21 protein-coding genes are annotated in these 18,027 nt (G+C 38.5%); 10 read left to right on the top strand and 11 right to left on the bottom strand.

The features are described 5' to 3' along the window. Positions 1 to 4: 4 nt before the first annotated feature. Complete coding sequence (gene soxA, locus RQ359_RS10420) at positions 5 to 514, bottom strand: proton pump complex quinol oxidase subunit SoxA (protein ID WP_054838492.1); 510 nt, start codon at positions 512 to 514, stop codon at positions 5 to 7. 346 nt (positions 515 to 860) lie between these two features. Between soxA and RQ359_RS10415 the strand changes: the two genes are divergently transcribed. The 6 genes from RQ359_RS10415 to RQ359_RS10390 all read left to right on the top strand — a co-directional run bounded on the left by RQ359_RS10415 (position 861) and on the right by RQ359_RS10390 (position 3,620). Further along, positions 861 to 1,778, top strand: a complete 918-nt coding sequence (locus tag RQ359_RS10415; RefSeq protein WP_156017923.1) for a Rieske 2Fe-2S domain-containing protein — start codon at positions 861 to 863, stop codon at positions 1,776 to 1,778. Continuing rightward, positions 1,778 to 1,924 carry a hypothetical protein gene (locus tag RQ359_RS10410; protein WP_170267525.1) on the top strand — a complete coding sequence of 49 codons (147 nt, stop codon included), beginning with the start codon at positions 1,778 to 1,780 and terminating at the stop codon, positions 1,922 to 1,924. Before RQ359_RS10415 ends, RQ359_RS10410 begins: the two co-directional genes overlap by 1 nt. A 33-nt stretch (positions 1,925 to 1,957) precedes the next feature. Further along, complete coding sequence (locus RQ359_RS10405) at positions 1,958 to 2,140, top strand: hypothetical protein (protein WP_156016521.1); 183 nt, start codon at positions 1,958 to 1,960, stop codon at positions 2,138 to 2,140. Positions 2,141 to 2,201: 61 nt separating this feature from the next. After that, the gene (locus RQ359_RS10400) at positions 2,202 to 2,621 is read left to right on the top strand and encodes a hypothetical protein (RefSeq protein ID WP_054838494.1); all 420 of its coding nucleotides are present in this window, start codon (positions 2,202 to 2,204) and stop codon (positions 2,619 to 2,621) included. Positions 2,622 to 2,686: 65 nt separating this feature from the next. After that, entirely contained in the window at positions 2,687 to 3,079 is a 393-nt protein-coding gene (locus RQ359_RS10395) for a hypothetical protein (protein ID WP_054838495.1), read from the top strand. 10 nt (positions 3,080 to 3,089) lie between these two features. Continuing rightward, positions 3,090 to 3,620 (top strand): hypothetical protein, encoded by a 531-nt coding sequence (locus RQ359_RS10390; RefSeq protein WP_054838496.1) that lies wholly within the window; start codon positions 3,090 to 3,092, stop codon positions 3,618 to 3,620. 194 nt (positions 3,621 to 3,814) lie between these two features. On the opposite strand, the gene rnhA is transcribed toward RQ359_RS10390, so the two are convergent. The 3 genes from rnhA to RQ359_RS10375 form a co-directional block, all read right to left on the bottom strand. Next, complete coding sequence (rnhA, locus tag RQ359_RS10385; RefSeq protein WP_156017925.1) at positions 3,815 to 4,258, bottom strand: ribonuclease HI; 444 nt, start codon at positions 4,256 to 4,258, stop codon at positions 3,815 to 3,817. Between the two features lie 89 nt (positions 4,259 to 4,347). Beyond that, the gene (locus tag RQ359_RS10380) at positions 4,348 to 5,211 is read right to left on the bottom strand and encodes a pirin family protein (protein ID WP_156016522.1); all 864 of its coding nucleotides are present in this window, start codon (positions 5,209 to 5,211) and stop codon (positions 4,348 to 4,350) included. A 602-nt stretch (positions 5,212 to 5,813) separates the two neighbouring features. Continuing rightward, on the bottom strand, positions 5,814 to 6,284 hold the full coding sequence (locus RQ359_RS10375) for a peroxiredoxin (protein ID WP_054838498.1): 471 nt from the start codon (positions 6,282 to 6,284) through the stop codon (positions 5,814 to 5,816). Positions 6,285 to 7,067: 783 nt separating this feature from the next. On the opposite strand from RQ359_RS10375, the gene RQ359_RS10370 reads away from it, so the two are divergent. Both RQ359_RS10370 and RQ359_RS10365 read left to right on the top strand, forming a co-directional pair. Further along, the gene (locus RQ359_RS10370) at positions 7,068 to 7,721 is read left to right on the top strand and encodes a hypothetical protein (protein WP_240900045.1); all 654 of its coding nucleotides are present in this window, start codon (positions 7,068 to 7,070) and stop codon (positions 7,719 to 7,721) included. Positions 7,722 to 7,782: 61 nt separating this feature from the next. Beyond that, the gene (locus RQ359_RS10365) at positions 7,783 to 8,166 is read left to right on the top strand and encodes a glycosyltransferase (RefSeq protein WP_240900046.1); all 384 of its coding nucleotides are present in this window, start codon (positions 7,783 to 7,785) and stop codon (positions 8,164 to 8,166) included. A gap of 1 nt (position 8,167) precedes the next feature. Here the strand turns inward: RQ359_RS10365 and RQ359_RS10360 are convergent, their stop codons facing one another. Both RQ359_RS10360 and RQ359_RS10355 read right to left on the bottom strand, forming a co-directional pair. Then, a complete protein-coding gene (locus RQ359_RS10360; RefSeq protein ID WP_054838499.1) occupies positions 8,168 to 9,709 on the bottom strand; it encodes a thiamine pyrophosphate-binding protein in 1,542 nt (513 codons plus the stop codon). Between the two features lie 170 nt (positions 9,710 to 9,879). Next, positions 9,880 to 10,125 (bottom strand): hypothetical protein, encoded by a 246-nt coding sequence (locus RQ359_RS10355; RefSeq protein WP_156016523.1) that lies wholly within the window; start codon positions 10,123 to 10,125, stop codon positions 9,880 to 9,882. A 170-nt stretch (positions 10,126 to 10,295) separates the two neighbouring features. On the opposite strand from RQ359_RS10355, the gene RQ359_RS10350 reads away from it, so the two are divergent. Beyond that, positions 10,296 to 11,135, top strand: coding sequence for an NAD(P)-dependent oxidoreductase (locus RQ359_RS10350; RefSeq protein ID WP_054838500.1), 840 nt, complete (start codon positions 10,296 to 10,298; stop codon positions 11,133 to 11,135). 317 nt (positions 11,136 to 11,452) lie between these two features. Here RQ359_RS10350 and RQ359_RS10345 read toward each other — a convergent pair whose 3' ends face one another. The 5 genes from RQ359_RS10345 to cbsA form a co-directional block, all read right to left on the bottom strand. Then, positions 11,453 to 11,767, bottom strand: coding sequence for an antibiotic biosynthesis monooxygenase family protein (locus RQ359_RS10345; RefSeq protein WP_156016524.1), 315 nt, complete (start codon positions 11,765 to 11,767; stop codon positions 11,453 to 11,455). Positions 11,768 to 11,814: 47 nt separating this feature from the next. Next, the gene (soxC, locus tag RQ359_RS10340) at positions 11,815 to 13,506 is read right to left on the bottom strand and encodes a proton pump complex cytochrome B SoxC (protein ID WP_156016525.1); all 1,692 of its coding nucleotides are present in this window, start codon (positions 13,504 to 13,506) and stop codon (positions 11,815 to 11,817) included. A gap of 45 nt (positions 13,507 to 13,551) precedes the next feature. Beyond that, positions 13,552 to 14,520 (bottom strand): Rieske 2Fe-2S domain-containing protein, encoded by a 969-nt coding sequence (locus RQ359_RS10335; RefSeq protein WP_156016526.1) that lies wholly within the window; start codon positions 14,518 to 14,520, stop codon positions 13,552 to 13,554. Positions 14,521 to 14,727: 207 nt separating this feature from the next. Beyond that, positions 14,728 to 15,654, bottom strand: coding sequence for a cytochrome b558/566 subunit B (cbsB, locus tag RQ359_RS10330; protein WP_156016527.1), 927 nt, complete (start codon positions 15,652 to 15,654; stop codon positions 14,728 to 14,730). 98 nt (positions 15,655 to 15,752) lie between these two features. Further along, positions 15,753 to 17,108: a cytochrome b558/566 subunit A gene (gene cbsA, locus RQ359_RS10325; RefSeq protein ID WP_054838504.1), complete on the bottom strand. Its 1,356-nt coding sequence runs from the start codon at positions 17,106 to 17,108 to the stop codon at positions 15,753 to 15,755. A gap of 458 nt (positions 17,109 to 17,566) precedes the next feature. On the opposite strand from cbsA, the gene RQ359_RS10320 reads away from it, so the two are divergent. Beyond that, positions 17,567 to 18,016 carry a hypothetical protein gene (locus RQ359_RS10320; protein WP_156016529.1) on the top strand — a complete coding sequence of 150 codons (450 nt, stop codon included), beginning with the start codon at positions 17,567 to 17,569 and terminating at the stop codon, positions 18,014 to 18,016. Positions 18,017 to 18,027 lie beyond the last annotated feature (11 nt).

Raw genomic sequence — 18,027 nt, 5'->3', positions numbered from 1 at the left:
CACCTTATTTCACCTCCAGAGTTCCGGTCCAGTAAGAGAAGTTATACCCAGAATATTCTGGATCCCTCCAAGTGTAATTCCCCGGCTGAGAAGGAGTCACAAAATACACATAACTCGTGTACCCCGGCACTACGTTAACGTTTACTACTCCGTCTTGAAACCTCATGAAGAACCCAGATATAACTTGAGGCGACTTGAGTATCACGACAACTGGCTCGCTGGAGTTCGCAACTATCACATCTGGGCTAAATCCCTTGAAGGTTACGCTCATGTTAACGACCAAGACTCCGTTTACGACCTCCTGAGACGAATCAGGTCTGGATTGGTACTCATCAACTGCCTTCTGTGCATTTTCAGGAAGTCCACTCTTTAGGGGCAATCCGTATCTATAACTGGTGCTGGATCCACTAGTCACTCCTGCTATGTTCCACCCTACGAAAACTGCAATAATTACCAACATCACTACGAACCACGATACTTCCGCGTGCTCCTTTATCTTCTCTAGGAAACTCATATCTCTCAAGCTTACCTCTTTATTTGAGCTTAAAAATGCTTTTTTAAATAAATTAAGATGTTTTCAATAGTTTCATCAATATGTAAACTTTGTTACGTTTTATAACGTGTAAAATTTAATTAAAATATTAAACTATTTAAGCGACTTACTTTCTAAATTTTCTACATGATAAATTATTTTTATAAAATAAATTGCTAAAACGAATTAGTTAATGATAAAAAATATTGAAAATTGCATTAGAAAAGCTTTTATCAGGCACACTTTAAAAATCTAACATGATGTAACCTTGAAAAAGGTAATTATAAGCAGGGACGAGCTCGCTTTTGCTTGGAAACTTCTATGGAAGATGAGACACGGGAAGGAAAAGTTCGACGAAAAGAAGTTCGTCAAGGTAGGAAGAGATTACTTATATAATTATGCTGAAAACAACGTGGAACCTTTAAGTCCAGGAAGGAGAGCCTTCCTCAAAGGAGTTCTAATAGGAGTTGGTGTTGTAACGGTAGCATCAGCGTTGCCCATACTTTCAGTTCTAAACCCTCAAGAGGTCCAGTTGAAAAATTTTCCATGGATAATAATAGTAGATTCAAACGGTACACCGATAAAGGCGTCGTCTGTGCCAATTAATGACCCAACCATCATGCTTTTCCAATATCCTATGTTGGGGGACATAACCTTCTTACTGAACATGGGAGACGAGAATAATAACCCAGTTTCCATACCTCCAACTAAGGTATTAATACCACAGAACGGCGCCACTTATGATTTTCCTGGAGGAGTAGGTCCTTTCAAGTCCATAGTAGCGTACAGTGCAATATGTCAACATTTGGGTTGTGCACCTCCGGAAATTCATTTCTATCCTCCCAAGTACTTCTCCCCTGGAGGAAACGTTCCCAATTACTTACCTTCAGAAGCCTACCAAGCAGCTTTAAGTGCGGGAGCTAAAAGCGTAATTCATTGTGACTGTCACGGTTCAACTTATGATCCTTGGCATGGAGCAGGCGTTCTCACTGGACCTACAGTGAGGCCTTTACCTTACGTTCAACTTTACTGGGATTCAAATACAGACTACATATACGCAGTTTCCATGAATACTAAAGCCCCTCCAATTATAGATCATCCCTCAGATCTAGAAGGTGCAGCATACCTAGACTCCTATAATAAACAAACAGAGTGCGGGAAGTTATTATTGAACAAGGGGGAAAAGCCAAGCGATTGCTACACGCAACTTCAGAGCGACGGAAACACTTTCTCGGGTGGATCCTGATGAACAAGCTGGGCTTATTGATAATAGGTCTAATATTCGGTGCTACGGCAGCTTTGGCTGGTTTTATAGCCTACACCATAATATGGAACTCCTCTCCTCCAGACCTCATTGAACTTATCCATACGTTAGAAACATTTATTAAGTAAACTTTTTTAAAAATGATAATTAGTGGTCAAACTATGAAATCTAATCTCACCTTCATGGTAGTTGTCGCAGTGTTTTTTCTGTTTCTTTCAATACCAATGGACTTCGTGTTATCATCCATTATAGGCGTAGGGTATACTACAATTATAGATACTGCTTTGTATATAATTTTAGCATCAGCGGCCTTCTTTGCCGTTTTTTATAAAGAGTTTTACTAATTACAAAAGTTTTGAAAATAAAGCTTTTAAACTCTTTTTTCTTAATTTTACCTTGATTCGTATGAGCAGGTCAGTTCTAGATATGTATGAGAGAGTAAACTCCATGATGTCAAGAAATGATTATACACCTGGAATAGCTACCCTAGAGCTAGCGTCACTTCTTTTCACTTATATAGCAGGAATGGGAATAGCGGTGTATAAGCTCCCGCTTCTTGGAATTCCAATAACCATACACATTTACGCTGCAGCAGCAGATGTAGTACTAGCAATATTCCTTTACGGTTCATCCACAAGAAGTGGCAACAACGTTCTTAGGATAGTATCAATTCTTGACATAGTTTCCGTTTTAGGAGCGGCGTTCTCTGGGCTATTTTACTTCGGGGGTTTCGTAGTTCCAATTTACGCATTGGGAATGGGGACTGGATTCGTTCTAGGAATTGCTTTCACATCTTTCCTCCTCTTCTATTCCATAAGAAAATGAAACTAATGTTGGAAAGTTAGCAGAAATATTTATTTACTGCATTTTAGAAGAATAACTTGATTATCATGACAGAAAGCCTAAGTAGAAATAGGCCAGTTCTCGTAGCTTCGTCTGTGGAGACATTGTTACTAATAGGTGCCTTCATAGCCGGTACGTCTACCCTCTTGAATGATCAGTTTCCGTTGACGCAAACATGGATGGCCGCTCTCCTCTCTTCTCACCTCAGTTTGGCTATCCTCAGTGGGCTGGGTGCGGTATTGCTCTTTGCTCTTACTTACCTCAGTGAAAGGCGGGATCTTTTTTACTTAGGTCTTGCTACAGTACTCGCTGTGGGCATTGCAGCTGCGGGTGGTTTGGCGTTTTATAGCACATATAACTACGATTTCTCTTACTTGATGGCCTTGTCTTTCGTGATAGCAATAATTCCAGCGTCAGGTTGCTTGGCTCTTTCAATTTGAGGTCATATAGTTGGTTCCCATATCGTTTGCGTTAAACGTAGTTCACGGTTTCTTCGGCATCATTTATTACGGAGCTACTACCGTTTTTGGGATAGCGATAGCTCCGCGTTTAGCCAAGCTATCTTCTGAAGCAATCAGAGAACTGATGAAGGGATTTTTGCCTTCTGTTCTTAGCTTTATAGAGTCTTCTGGAATTGTTACCATAGTTTTTGGGGCTGGGCAATTCCTTCATTATATGATAGGTTATTACAAGGCTGGAGGAATGCCTGAAGTGGAGAGTGTCCTTTTTAGTACTGGTTGGGGAATTAGTATACTTCTGGGTGGGATAATAGGCCTATTTGGATTTCTTGTTGGGCTTTCAGTCAGGAAAGACATAAACAAGTTAGCGTCGGTTTATCGTAACATTCTTCCAGACGATGCGCAGGTTAACGAAGTGAAAACGAACCTTATGAAGGTATCCTTAATAGGTACCACACTTTTAACTATCTCAGTAATACTAATGCTAGTAGGTGTTACCTTCCTTCCATTGCCTGAACATTAATTTTTCAGGGGTAACAGAGGAAGGTAATTACTCCTTTTTAATGCAGATATTAAATATAATTTTATTCATTAATATTAATAAAAGAGATTCTTTTTATCGATGTAAAATATTTTTTTAAAGATATAAAAATAACAATAGTTTTATAAATAGATGTTATATTGCCACATTTACAGTCATGGAGAACCTTTAACGTTCTACAACCCTTCACATCCTACTTTAGTTAATTTTCCTTCCCTAACTTTTTCGTAAGCTATGCGCGTCATTAGATCTGCTTCTTTATTGAATTCTCGTGGAACCCATTCAAATTTGGCGTTAATCTCTCGGGCTATCTCGACAGCCTTCTCGTAGAGATGTTTTATTCTTAATGATTTCACCTTGTATTCTCCTTTAAGTTGTCTTATTACTAATTGACTGTCTCCTCTAATTTCTGGATCCTTAGCACCTAGTTCCTTCATTTTAGTAAGCAGACACAATACTCCTGTGTATTCCGCTACGTTGTTAGTAGCAGAGGAGGAGAAAGGTTCTGCGGCTAAACCGTAACCTTGAATCTTTTTCTCTCCATTTATTATCACATAACCGAAGGTTGCAATACCCCCAGGATTTTTGGGTTCGCATAAACCATCAAAATAGCCTATCATTTTCTTCTGTATAGTGTAAACTTGATTTTTTATAAACAAGGTTGGTTCAAGGAGAACCTTGAGCCAGAGTAGCTCATATTCTTTGCATTCTATTCTCTTATCGGTCTCTTTTCCTTTACGAAGTTTCCCTGTCTCAATTCCCTTAGTGCGGTTTGAATTTCCTCGTCTGAATTCATCACTATAGGTCCATACCATGCTACGGGCTCTCTGAGAGGTTTACCTCCTAAGACGATGATTCTAGTTCCCCTTTTTCCTGCCTTGATTGTAAGTTCATCTCCCTCACTGGTAACTACAAGTTGTCCTTCCTCTATCCTTGGGCTGTCCTCTATTGTCATATGTCCTTCCATTACGTATACTAACACGTTTCTACTTTGTCCTGGGTTGAATGTTATCTCGGATTCGGGATTAATCCTCATGTCTATGTAGATGGGATCTACTTTCTTGCCAGCTCTAACTGGTCCTTCAACTCCCATGAATTCTCCAGCTATAACTCTAAATTCTCCCCAGTGATCCTTTTCAGTTGCTGAATCTCCTTTTATGTCTCTATACACAGGGTATGTCATCTTATCGGAGGCTGGAAGGTTGATCCATAACTGGAAACCCCTGACTTCTGTGTTCTCTCCAACCGGCTTTGGCATTTCCTGATGGAAAATTCCGCTTCCTGCAGTCATCCACTGAAGATCACCCTTGTGGATTACACCCTTATTTCCTTCACTGTCCTCATGTTCTGTCATTCCCTCTATTTGATACGTTACAGTTTCTATACCTCTATGGGGATGCCATGGAAAACCGTTAATGTAATCCGAAACGTTATCCGAACCGAAGAAATCTAGTAGAAGGAACGGATCGGTAATGTTAACCGTAGATGGACCGCCGAAGACTCGGTACAACTTCACGCCTGCACCGTCTATGGTATGCTTTCCTTCTAACAGATATTCAGCCCTTCTTTTCATAGCTTCAATTTTGGGCCCGTGGACAAAAAGGCTTACGTAACTTTTAGGTGAGTATGTGTAGTAATGTATATCACGGGTAAGGTTTCATACGAAAAAGTTGTTTCTTTAAAATTATTTTATTATCTTCTTTTTTCCTAATTTTCTCAAAATCTCTTATTAATTGCTTATTCTCGTTTTAGAAAGAGGTAATGAGATAAGAAAGCCTAAAGTAATCCGTTTTTCTCAAATTTATTTGAAGAAAAGATATTAAATGACAACATTATTTTTCTTCCACTCTCTTTTTCCTGTCTAACTTCCCTGCCTCTCAAGGAAGAAGAAAACAATGCCAGTGAGAATTACCAAACACAGTATTAGTACGTAAGACAAGTCTTGAGTTATAGTAGGTAAAGCTAATTATAACTACGATTGGATTTTTAGCAAACATAAATAGTACTAAGCAACAAAACAAGGTTACCAAGCTATCTCATAGATGAACTTAGATTATGCACTTGTAAGCGAAGAAAACGTGTTATGTTAATATCTATAACTAGAATAGGAATTTATTGAATTATATTAATGATATTATAACATATTGCATTCTTTATGTCTTCTATCTGCTTATTTTAAACTTTAGTAACTCCACTCCTTTCCTTGTCTTGCCTTATAGCTCTAAGCGCTTCCTCCGGATGTCTTGCAGGGTTAATCTGGGAATTGTAAACGTGAATTACCTTTCCTTCTGGTGATATCACGAACGTCGTCCTAGAAGGGCCTAGAAAGCTCTTAGCTCCGTACATCTCTCTTATTTTACCTCCCTCGTCACTCACTAGGATGAACGGAAGGGAATATTTTTCCTTGAACCCCTTATGTGATGAGGCTGAGTCTGAGCTTATTCCTATTACAACTGCACCTTCCTTCTCCAGCTCATCATGTCTATCTCTGAAGGATATTGCCTCCCTAGTACATCCAGGTGTGTTGTCCTTAGGATAGAAATACAGAATTATATATTTCCCTCTAAATTGAGAAAGACTTATCTCCTTACCTTCATCAGTAATTGCCTTGAAATCTGGAGCCTGGTCACCTACGTTTACTTTCATAGTTTAATAAAAAGTTGGAAACATTAAAAGGGGTTGTTCACATTTCTCGTAATTTTTGTCGGTTAGAAAGTTCGCAATCTTAACCTTTATTCTCCTAATTAAGAACTAAGGCTAATCCCTAAAAGTTACCTTGAAAAATATAATTCTCTATGTAAAGAAGATTTAACATTATCATTAAAAGTAACTAATGATTCTAAAAAGTAATTAGAATCTATCCTGCTTGTTATTAACATAATCCGTAATACCATCTCAGAAATAGTGTCAACAATATAGTCGTTCTAATCTAAAAAGTCTTTTAAATATCTTGAGAATATGTTAGAATAGATCTAAAATGGCAGGCAAGAAGGATAAGGGTCAGAAGAAAGACCAACCAGCTCAAGGTCAGAAAAAACAATAGACTAATGTTAAGCTAAAGTAAACTTATAAAAGTGATTATTCTTTTTTAAGGTGTTGTTTAGTCTGTGGTTATTTTTTCGGCATCCGCTAATGCTTTATTCTTTCCTTGGGAGAGTAGTACGCCCAGCATAGAATTCTTCTAGGCTGTGATTATATGAATTAGCATACAGAATTGATATATATTATGCCTAAGAATAAGCTATATCTTTAATTTAATAGATCTAAGATAAATATTTTATGTTTGACATCATGTTGAGAAACACTAAAAACTGATCCTAATAAATAGGGGTAAATTGCAAAACATAAACTATAGAGGCATTTTGATACAGTATAAAAAAATAACTATTTACAGAAATCTTTTTAACTAATTGCCTTGATTGAAACTCAGTGACAAGTATACTATATGTTAACATAGGGGAACCAGAGACATCGGGTGCAACAACCACGGTGGTGGAATTGCTGAAGAGATTACCAAAATTTAACGTTAAGGTAGGTTTAGAAGAACTTCTCTTTTCTGGTGAAAAGGGAATAGCCGACAAGTTTCCGGATGCAGTACGAAACTTAAGGTATCACAGGAAAGTCATGCCTTACAGGGAATCATTTATAGGTAGATACCTTAGATTTATTTATAAAAATACATTTTTTAGAGCTTATATTGATAATATATCTAAGAATTATGACTTTACATTAGGTTTCTATACACATAATTCAATAATAATGCATTATCTTGAACCTTATATTTCTTTTCCTATATATAAACATTATTTCAAATTAGTGAAACAAACCAATCCAATAGATGGAACTTTATGGTTTGCTAAAACGTTGATCGGATTAAGGAGATATAGAAGAAGTGAAAGGAGCATATGTGCAGGCAAGGTACTTCAGAACAAAGTTAAGGAATTGGGAATATCTTGTAAGGTATTAGATCCTCCCGCTGGAGTTGACTTGGAACTCGTTGAGTCCTCTCCTATTCTTGAAGGATATGATTTAATTCATGTAGCTAGACAAGGGCTCATGAAGGGAAACTCCAGAAGCAATTGAGGTAGCTAGAAGGCTCGGTCTTTCAAGCGCATTCATAGGTAAAGTAGATCACGGTTTCTCAATGCCACATGGAGTAAACTACCTAGGCATGATACCAGATCAAAGAAAAATATATGGTGTAATGAAAGGATCAAAGGTTTTCATTTATCCTTCTCACGTTGACTCCTTCGGAATAGTTGTAGCTGAGGCTCTGTCTTGCGGTCTTCCAGTAGTTGCTTACGACATACCTGCATTACGTTATTACTACGGTGACTGTGGTGCAGTAAAGCTTGTGAAGGAAGGTGATATTGAAGGGATGGTGAATGCAGTGAAAGAGTTCTTAAAGGGTGAATATCACGACGTTGCAAAAGCATGCGCGAAGAAGTATCCCTGGGATAAGGTTGCCGAATCCTTTAAGGAAATCCTTGAGGGGTTCTCCTCGAAAGAGTTATCTCAAGTAGCATGACTTATCTACCTTGAGTTATGACTTGAACAACCGAGATCTTCCCCATCATTGTTTCCCTTTTAGCTTCCCTGAGAGCATCCGGGACCTCACATGGTTCCTCAACTAGCCTATAAAACCCGTTAAATGCCTTCACTGTTTCTCCTATTTTAAATCTCTTGTACTTGACTCCTTCTAAAGGAGTTCTATCGGTAACGGCTTCTACGTTTTCCTCTACAGCTAAGTATCCAGAATTGTCGTAAATTACCACAGTAACTGGAATAGAGAGTGAAACTGCCAGATCGTAAAAAGCCTCTGGTACTCCTAAGATGAAGGCTCCGTCTCCCATGGTTACGACGGAGTAACCTCCCGAAACCAATGCTCCGCCTATCGATGCTCCCAATGTCCATCCTAAGTGGTTCGAAGAAAGGTCTGCGAAATAAGATGCAAAGTTCTCCGGCATTGCATAAACTGGGTTTAGCACATACTCGTTGTAAATCGTATCGGGTTTCAATCTTCCGATCTCCCATGATAGGTATCTAGGATTCACCTTTGACATTGAGGAAAGCTTTTCCACCTCCATCTTCAGCTCTTTTCTCCAATCCTTCACCTCAAAGTCTTTTTTCCTAACTTGTAGGTTATCGAATAGACTTGACACAGTGCTTTGGATACACAAAGTACAGTCGAACCCGTATGTGGGTAGATACGAGTAGAGCGGATCTACATCTACCTTAATTACACTACCCTTAACCTTATCTGGAGGGCTCCATGGGACCTCACTCTCAACGACTATTATGAGGTCGTTCTTGTTTAGGTCTGCATTCACTATCGACATTTTCCCTGTAGATGGATAGTTCAATACCTCTCCGGCAAAGTTCATCACGGGTATGTTCGACCTTTCGGCAAAGCTCTTTAAGGAGTGGAACCACTGCCTTCTTCTACCTGCTCTCCACGTTACTATTATTGGATTTTCGCTCTCCTCGATCATTTCCTTAACTTTGTTTATCTTGTCTAAGGTAGGCCCTGGTTCATAATAGGAAGGCTTCTTATTCCTAATCTGACTTTCTCCTAAGGATACCTCCCTAGAGAAAGCAATGTAAACTGGACCTCTGGGCTCACTCATGGCAACCGAATAGGCTCTGACTAGAACTTGTTCTGCCATCAATGGATCCTTTATTTCCATGTCCAGCTTGGTGATCTGCCTTACGATTTCTCTCTGATCCTTCACCTCTTGTGTCCAATGTGTTCGCAAGTTCTTTCCTATTCCACCTTCTGTTATAGGAGCTATTCCAGCCATGATTATGAGAGGAATTCTTGACGTGAATGCGTTCATTATAGCACCCAGAGAGTTTCCAGTTCCTGGTACTGTATGAAGCAATGCACATCCCATTTCTCCCTTTAACGACGAACCTATTGCAGCAGATATTGCCTCAAGTTCATGCTTCACTAAAACTAGCTCTGGGAAGTCCTCCACCAGGAAAGCAACGTGATCCGTACCCGTGGTTGAGAATACCCTCTTAATACCTAGCCCTCTTAAAGTCTTTATAATAACTTGAGCCGCATTCACATCTATAGAGAGACCTAATGTTATTTTAGGTTTGACTACACGAGAATTTACATAAATATTGAGTTAGGGGGAATTAAGTTGGCGGAAAGTCTAGCCTTCCAGCATAGGGAGGAAATCAGACGACTTTCTATTGTGGCTAGGTTCTAGTCTTCGACAAATCAGCAGCTCTTTTATGCTAGATTCCTATTGGATAGGATAACGTTTAATATATTCTTTAGTTCTCCCCATTTTATCTCCATTGATTCAACACTTCCTTTTCTCGATCTTATTGCAAACGGGAAAAGTTCCACGAAAACTAGGTAGTTCAAAATAACAAAGGAAGGTTCTACTTCGCCTTCTACAAAGTTTTCCTTTGTTGCTAGACAGAAGTTAACTGGCACGTCATCTGGCATTAGCTTAAGTTCAAGCTCTTTCATATGTTAACTAATGTTGAGGAGGAGTAAAAACCTTGATTTAAAATAATTAGAATGTTAGGAACGACTTAAGAATTATGTTCTAATTAAAAGTTTATATACAATTTTAAGAATTAAAAGGTTAGACACTAATGTGATTTAGGGATAAATATAAGGAACTTGCAATCTAATTTATGGAAGTAACAGTTTTAGGCTTAGGAACAATGGGATGGAGGATAGCGAAGAACTACGCCAAGGCTGGAATGTTAAAGGGTGTCTGGAATAGAACGGAGGAGAAGTCTAAACTTTTCTCAAAGGAATTTGGGGTACCCGTTGTAAGTTTAGATAAAATATCGTCTCGTTTCATACTGTTATCGCTTTCTGATGATGACGCTGTTACATCGGTTGTAAGGAAAATTGATGTGAAGGGTAAGGTTATAATAGACACTTCTACAATCTCTCCTAGAACGTCTAAATCTCTAGCTAAAGAAATAAGTTCCATGGGTGGAGTGATGTATGATGCTCCGGTGACCGGATCAACGGGAATTGAAGAGAGAAAAGCTACAGTAATGCTCGGCGGACCTAAAGAGGGAGTTGAGGAAGTGATTTCCTTGCTTAAGGTAACAGCAAACAAGGTCATTTACGTTGGAGATAATGGAAGTGGATTGTATCTAAAGTTGGTTAATAACTTAATAGCAGCTAGTTATATGGAGGCTTTAGCCGAAGCCTTTACCTTGGCTGAAAGGGCTGGACTTGATCTTGAAATAGTCTCGTCATTTCTCTCTGATGGTTCCATCATAAGTTCTCCCCTATCGTCCATGAAGTCAAGGATGTTAAAGGAACGGAACTATATTACGCAGTTTAGGCTCTCCTTAATGGCTAAGGACCTTAGGATAATTGATCAGGAATGCTCATCCTTAGGAGTAGCTAATATGACTTCATCTGTCACGGCAAAACTTTTTGCGTCAGCGTTGCGTTCAGGCCTAGGAGATTTGGACATGGCTTCAATTTACGAGCTTATAAGGAGTCTGTAATTATATAAATGTTTTATTAATTTATAACTATAAAACTATATATAGCATATCTATAACAGTGATTTCACACATAGCGAATGAATGAGTAACATCTGACTTATCTGACTTCCTCCCGCCTTAAAAAGCGAGGCTTTTCTCTTCCTTAACCACAAAATTTGGTAAAGACGTCAATCACGATTTTATGTTAAGTTGCCTATATATAAGAAAATAAAACCTTATTATTCTAAGTAATGAAGAAATAATATTACTTTTAACTCAATCTCTACATATAAAGAGAAATTATAAAAAACTAAAAAATTCTATTAACGTAAGGAGAATCAAATGGTTGAACCACTCACCTTTTCCATCTCCTCATCTATTGGCTGCAATATTCTATGTGTAGGAATGCCATCCAGTATGGATTTTCCGTAATCAACTGTCTCCTTATAACCTTGACTCTTCATGAAATTTCTGAAGGCTTCCAACGAGGTCCATTCTGTGTATATCATGTATTCTTGAGGATCCATTACATTCTTGTAAAGTTTAGCAGATTTCATTCCTTCTACATTGCTGGAAACTACATCCCAGAAACGACCTTCAAATTCCTTCTCATGACCTTTCTTTACCCTATAATAAAAACCTATGTTGATCATTTTTCTTTCACTCTCTACTTAAAACTCAATTGTCAAAAAAATAGGTATTATTCGTAGGACTCATTTGGCTTCTTATACACCACGTAATGGTATAGTGATATTGCCTCGCCTAGCATTATGAAGAGCAGACCAAGGTCTATCCCCCACATGTTTGACTCGAATCCCGTAGAAGGTATGGTCCACATATCAGCTGCTATTATCGCGCTCATTATTAGCAACACGCCTATCATATAGGTTGCTATTCTCTTTTTCCTCTCAAGTTTTATTACATCTGTGGAATTTATCGTTTCAGATGTGCTGTCAGATGCGCTTGAATCTCCTTGCGGCATAGCCTTGATAGCAACCGGAGTTAGCGCCTTAGCGTAAAATACAAATAGCGATAGAATTGGAAGGAATATCGCCGCACTCAATGGGCTTGGTGAAGCTAAGAATAGTGTAGCTGCGCCTGCCATTAACATTGCCAAAATCATAAATAATAGCACGGCAATGGGACTAGAGAACTGTGCCTTCTTAAACATGGGAACCTTAGTTCTAGTGCTTCCTTTTTCTCTGTAAGGCAGGAAAGCCATACCTATCGCAACTATTATTGCTGGAGGCAAATATGCTAATACTTGTTCTGCTACGCTAACTTGTATTCCAGGCTGTATGTCTCCCCATATTGAAGTCTGAACTAAGTAAGTTATCATGAGTATTCCAATTCCAGTGAAGACTCTCCTCTTAAGTGGATGTAGTTCATCGGTTCTGTCTATGAAAGGAACTAAGAGTAAATATACTAACGGAATTATCACACCTATCAACAGGAATAATACCACGTCGCTTGTGAAGTCAGCAATCTTATAAACAAATAGGAAGAACCACGGTGGGTAAGTGGTTACTTGGGCTGCCAATGGACTACTTGGTGGTGGTGCAGGCTTGGGATTAAGGAATGGATCTAGCTCTTGTGGAAGTCCATTTAAGTATGCTAAGGCATTGGGTATTGCGATTATGAACCCCCAAGTAAGGAATATCAAAGACATCATGTAAACGAAGTTCCTAGGCCACCATGGGTTAAACTTTTGGTCCTCTTCCTTAGTATATACTGCAGGAGCCTTTGGCTTAACCTTCCTGGATGGCATCATTCCGTACCTTTCGGCCATGAGAAGATGGAAGACGAATAGAAAACCTATTAAGGCGACCAGGATAATGTGCCATGCTAGTACTCTGGTGAAGTCTCCACTGTCGTAATTTCCAAATAAGATAGGCAATAGGAAGGAAAGCTGAGGTACTGAAGATATTATTCCTGCACCTACGTCGACTGCACTTGTAGCTAAAACGTCGCCTATTAGGCTATATCCTAGGAAAGACGCACCTAACGTTAGGACGAGCATAAGAACTCCAAATATCCATAGTAATTCCCTGGGTTTCTTGTAAGCACCGGTGAAGTAGTTTCTGAACATATGTATGTAAGCCAAAATTATCATTGCGTATGATCCGTACAAGTGGCTGTAGAGGAAAACTGATCCGTAAGGTACGGTGTTTATTATAGTTTCGGTTGCATCGTATCCTGCTTCTGGGTTGTAATATAAGAGCAGTATTAAGCCCGATATCACAGTGTAGAAGAACGCACCAGCAACTAAGGCTCCCAGCCACTCGTTTACATGGAACATATAGTCTGGGGTTTTAAAGAGAGGTAGGTCATCTAAGCCTAGCCTATCCTTAAACCAATTTGATACCCTAGAGGAAAGGCTTTCCTTGCTCATGGTTCAAACACCTCAATTTCAGAAGAAAAGGATTTCACGTTGTACTCAAGACGAAAATGGGTTCTCAGCTTCCTTCACCTCAGTTTTATCCCCAACTGAAGAACCAAAATTGCTTGATAGATCCACAGTAGGATTCTTAGACGGAACTCCGTTAGCTCCTTCTGGGTATATTCCTACGCCTAAAGATCCTAAGGCATATAAGTAATCCGTTGAACTATCCCATTCTAGAAGAACAGTAGGTAATGGTCTAACAGTTGGTCCTGTTAGAGGCTGTGCTCCATGATAAGGATCATAGGTAGACCCGTGGCAATCGCAGTGTATGATGGCTGGGGCTTTTGCACTCTTAGCGCTAGCTAATGCCTCAGCAGTTAACGTATCAGGTTCAGGCGCAGTAAGCTGAGCTGGAGTCAGATACTTGGGGGGATAGAAGTGGATAAATGGAGGCTTGCATCCTAAGTGTTGACATATTGCACTATACGCTACAATAGACTTGTTTGGACCTACACCTCCAGGGAATGTATATTTGTCTCCCGTTTGAGGTACCGTAACGGTGGAGGAAGGTACTTCAACGGGTTTGCCTGAGCTGTCTCCTAGATTAAGGAGAAAGTTAGGCTCGCCGCTAAGCGGATAATTGAATAGCATAATAATTGGACTATTTACAGATATTGATGATGCCTTTAATGGACTACCGGAGCTGTTAAGAAGTACGCTCTTGGGAAAACTGGAAACCGCAGATACGTTGGGCGGAACCAAGACTCTGAGCCCAGGTATAATTCCAGCTACCGTAACTACGCCCACGCCTATAACCATTGCTTTCAGAAAGTTTCTTCTCTTTTCGTCTATTCCTGAAGTGTTTTTTTCTGCGAAATTAAACAAATAGCTGTCTCCTTTCTTGACGAATTCCTTAGGATCGAATCCTTTGTTTCTTATTGCGAAAGTTAATTCCCTTATAAAGTGGAATTCGTCAGGGCTAAGAACCTTCTTGTCTCCTTTCTTAGAATGGAATGATAACATTCATGGTCGTGTTATTCTCTCAAGAATTTCTATTAAGGTTTAGACGTTAGACTGAAGATTAATATCCACATTTTTGACGTCCTATTTTAGCGTTCTAAACTTATAACTCTAGATTTCTCCTATGAATTTTCATTAGTAAACTAAAGATAAAAGCAGATTTTTTAAATTAATATTTTATTAAAACTAAAGGAAAATACTAATTTAATATTATGTATTTGATGCAGGAGTTTCCTCCTTTTTTATAGTCTTCTTCTCAACTTCATTTTCCTTTCCATCACTTTTTAGTGTGATTAGTGAGAAGCCAACAGCTACTAATAACATGTACTCTATTAGATGATATCCTGTAATTCCCATGAAAACATCACTTATTACAATAAAATATCCAAGTCCTGCGGTCGGATTTCCTTTTAGAGCTATTACAACTGAAAGATACGTTGACAAGCTTAATAACAAAATGAAAAGGCCCAGATTATCTGGATTGTTAAAAGATATGCCATAAATTGCCGAGAAAGTCATGTCCATTATCATAAACATGAAACGATTATCTTCAACCATAAAATAGAGTGGCAAGAAGAGAAAAAGTGCAGGAATAGAAGCTAGATATTTCAAGACGCTCCTTTTGTTGTTCTTGCCCCATAGAACCGTGTAAAGCACAAAAGATAAGGAACTTATTAGAAACATAAATGAATAGCTAGGGTTAAAAGTAAAACTCAATAAATCTATTGTAAATGCTGAAATCATTGATAATAAAGCCATGACGAGGATAGGCAATAATAAGATTCCTTTTACTTGTCTCTGACGTAAAAATGACTCTACAATTACGATTGAGGATGCTGCAATACCTAGTAGAGTTATTTCAACTGAATGTGATAGGATAGGTGAAAGTACGTCTGTTGCAAACAACAGCAACATGGATTTGATTCTAGTTGACAAGGAAAGTGATACAAGAGCGATAGCTCCGTAACCTAGGTAAAGTCCTGCCGTACCCACGTATTCCATGGGCAACTTTTCAGGGATTGAAAGAGGAAGGTAAGATATGGGGAAAATTACCTGATAGACAAATTGCATAAAAAATACTATACTAAGAAAAACTAAATAATATTTTAAATCTTTTTCCATTTTTAAGTCAAACATTTAAAATCACCTTCTATATTTTATCCATAATATTCCTAGCCCTATTAGAGATATTATGATTCCGGGTAAAGTTATATAAAGTATTATATCCATTCATTTCACCTCCTAAACGAAATCCATATTGCAGCCAATGCAATTACTGCAATTACAACACCTGCTGTAGTTATGTCAACTATCTCTGGATTTACAGCTAGGACTGGAGACTCAGGCTTTGGTAGAGAGCTGAGAGACAGCAGAAGGAAAGACGACGTAATACTTTTATCAAAGAGAGTTTCTCCTTCTGCTCCTTGCCACACAGCGAATGCTACATCGTAGGTCTTTCCAATTGTTATATTTGGCATGTATTGGGAATAGTTCGTGGGAACTGCAAGAGGTCTGACCAATTCTAATGTCCAATAGCCATTGGAATAAGTTGCACCACTCTCTATGAAGAAAAGACTGCCCTCTAACCCTGAGCTCTTTACTGGGGCATACCAAATTCCGGAGCAATCTACTTCATACATATTAGTGTTATTAGTGTAAAGTGGTACTGCGAAACCGGTTCCATTATTAGTGTATGGTAATCCAGTCATGCTCTTGTTCTCCCAGACGTTGTATTTGAAAGCAGGATCTTCAGATTTATTGTTCCATGTAGCGCCAGATACCCACATCCAAATGTTTGCGGCGCCTCCAGGCTGTTTCAGGGCACCTCCGGCGTAAGTGAAGTTCTCGCCGTCGAATGTCTGACCTGGGAACTTGCCTCCTATATGCATTCCGTCCATAGTTGGAGTTCCTGAACCCATATACCACATCATAGCAGCTCTATCTGGATAATACCACGTAGAGTTTGTGTAATATCCATAGAATAATCCAGAGTCGTAAAGTATTCTCTCTATAGGTCTAAGTGAATGATAGAACAAAATGGTTCCGTTCCCTAACACTTTGATTTGGCTTCCGTTGGGCATAGCCTCAGATATCCCATCGTAAGAAAGGAAAAGTCTACCAGTTTCCTTGGTTCCATTAACTATAGTATAATATGAAGTATAGTTTGACATGACTTGATATTTAGCTCCAGGGGTTATCTCAATGATTCTAAATAATCCTGGTCCAGAAGCGTTAGGATCAATTCCAGCTACAGCTGCGGACCATGCCCCGAAGGCTGGATTAGGTGCGTTCCATCTAAGAAGTATGAATATGTCCGTTCCATTCCATGCAGCCTTAACTGATAAATTATGCGTAAGCCCAGACGTAGGCGCGTTAGGTATGTTTGCTGAGAGAGAAAGATTTGTCCAAGGAATGTTATTCCAGAATGATTCTGTTCCTGGAGCTTTCAAATTAGCTGAACCGACTTCCTTATACACGGTTATTTGTGATGTCGTCTGAGCCATAGGTACGTTCATGAATGCCATCAACAATGAAAGAATGGACGCAATTAAGATAAGGGAGAATACTGTTCTTACCTTTCTCAACTCAATTCACAATGGAGTTTAACTCCCAACAAGAATTAAGGATAAAACGTTGGACTGATTATATCATAAGTTAATGCAAAGAACAATGTGTAACCGAAGATGTATTTTTATCATTACTAAAGCATATATTACTTTTCTGAATATTTTCGCTATGGTATAACTTACTTTATTAGTTTAAAATCCTAATGTAACTAACGTATATTCTGTATTTAAAAATTCTTTGCTTTTATCTGATCATTAAAAACCTAAGAATCTATAATTGTGACTAAATATCTTATAAAACGTTTTAAAACTAATATAAACACAGTTAATACACAAGACGTGGTTCCTATTATATATTTATATTAAGAAATTTAAGATGCTAAACCTACATACTCTTTATGTGCATATTTTTCGCTTCTAAGATAGAAAGACCCATAAACCCTGAAAAAATTATTATGTTAAAGAATAAAGAATTTTCTAAGTTGGGAAGAGAGAACATAATTTCCGTAATAGCAAGAGAGAGACCAGAGGGTTTAAGCAAGAGCTATTATTACTTTGTACTGAATAAATTAAAGGAATTGGGATTAATGAAGGATAATAGCATAAACTTTAAGGCAGTTATACCAATTACAGACGATTACTCTCATTTAAGAGGTATTTTATATATTACAAATGAGAGAAAGTTAATTTACATAAATTTGGAGGAACGTGGAAATAATAGGTGTAGGGACTGTGTAGTTAAGGAGAGTTGTCTTTCTGCAGTTAAGGTAATTTCTAAGGAAACTAAGATAAAACTGAGGAGGGAGAACTTGAGGGAAGCTTGGGAGGAGTTAATAGAGGAAGCATGGAGCAAAATAGTTAATCCTGCTGTCGCTTTGAACGTTTCAATTTCTCAGACAGATCTCTTAGACGTTAAGGCTGACTCTAAGTAATTTATGTTATT

It is taken from the genome of Sulfuracidifex metallicus DSM 6482 = JCM 9184, assembly GCA_032834875.1.
GTDB lineage: Archaea > Thermoproteota > Thermoprotei_A > Sulfolobales > Sulfolobaceae > Sulfuracidifex > Sulfuracidifex metallicus.
The sequence above is the reverse complement of the archived record's forward strand: the minus strand, read 5'-3'. Positions and strand labels throughout refer to the sequence as shown.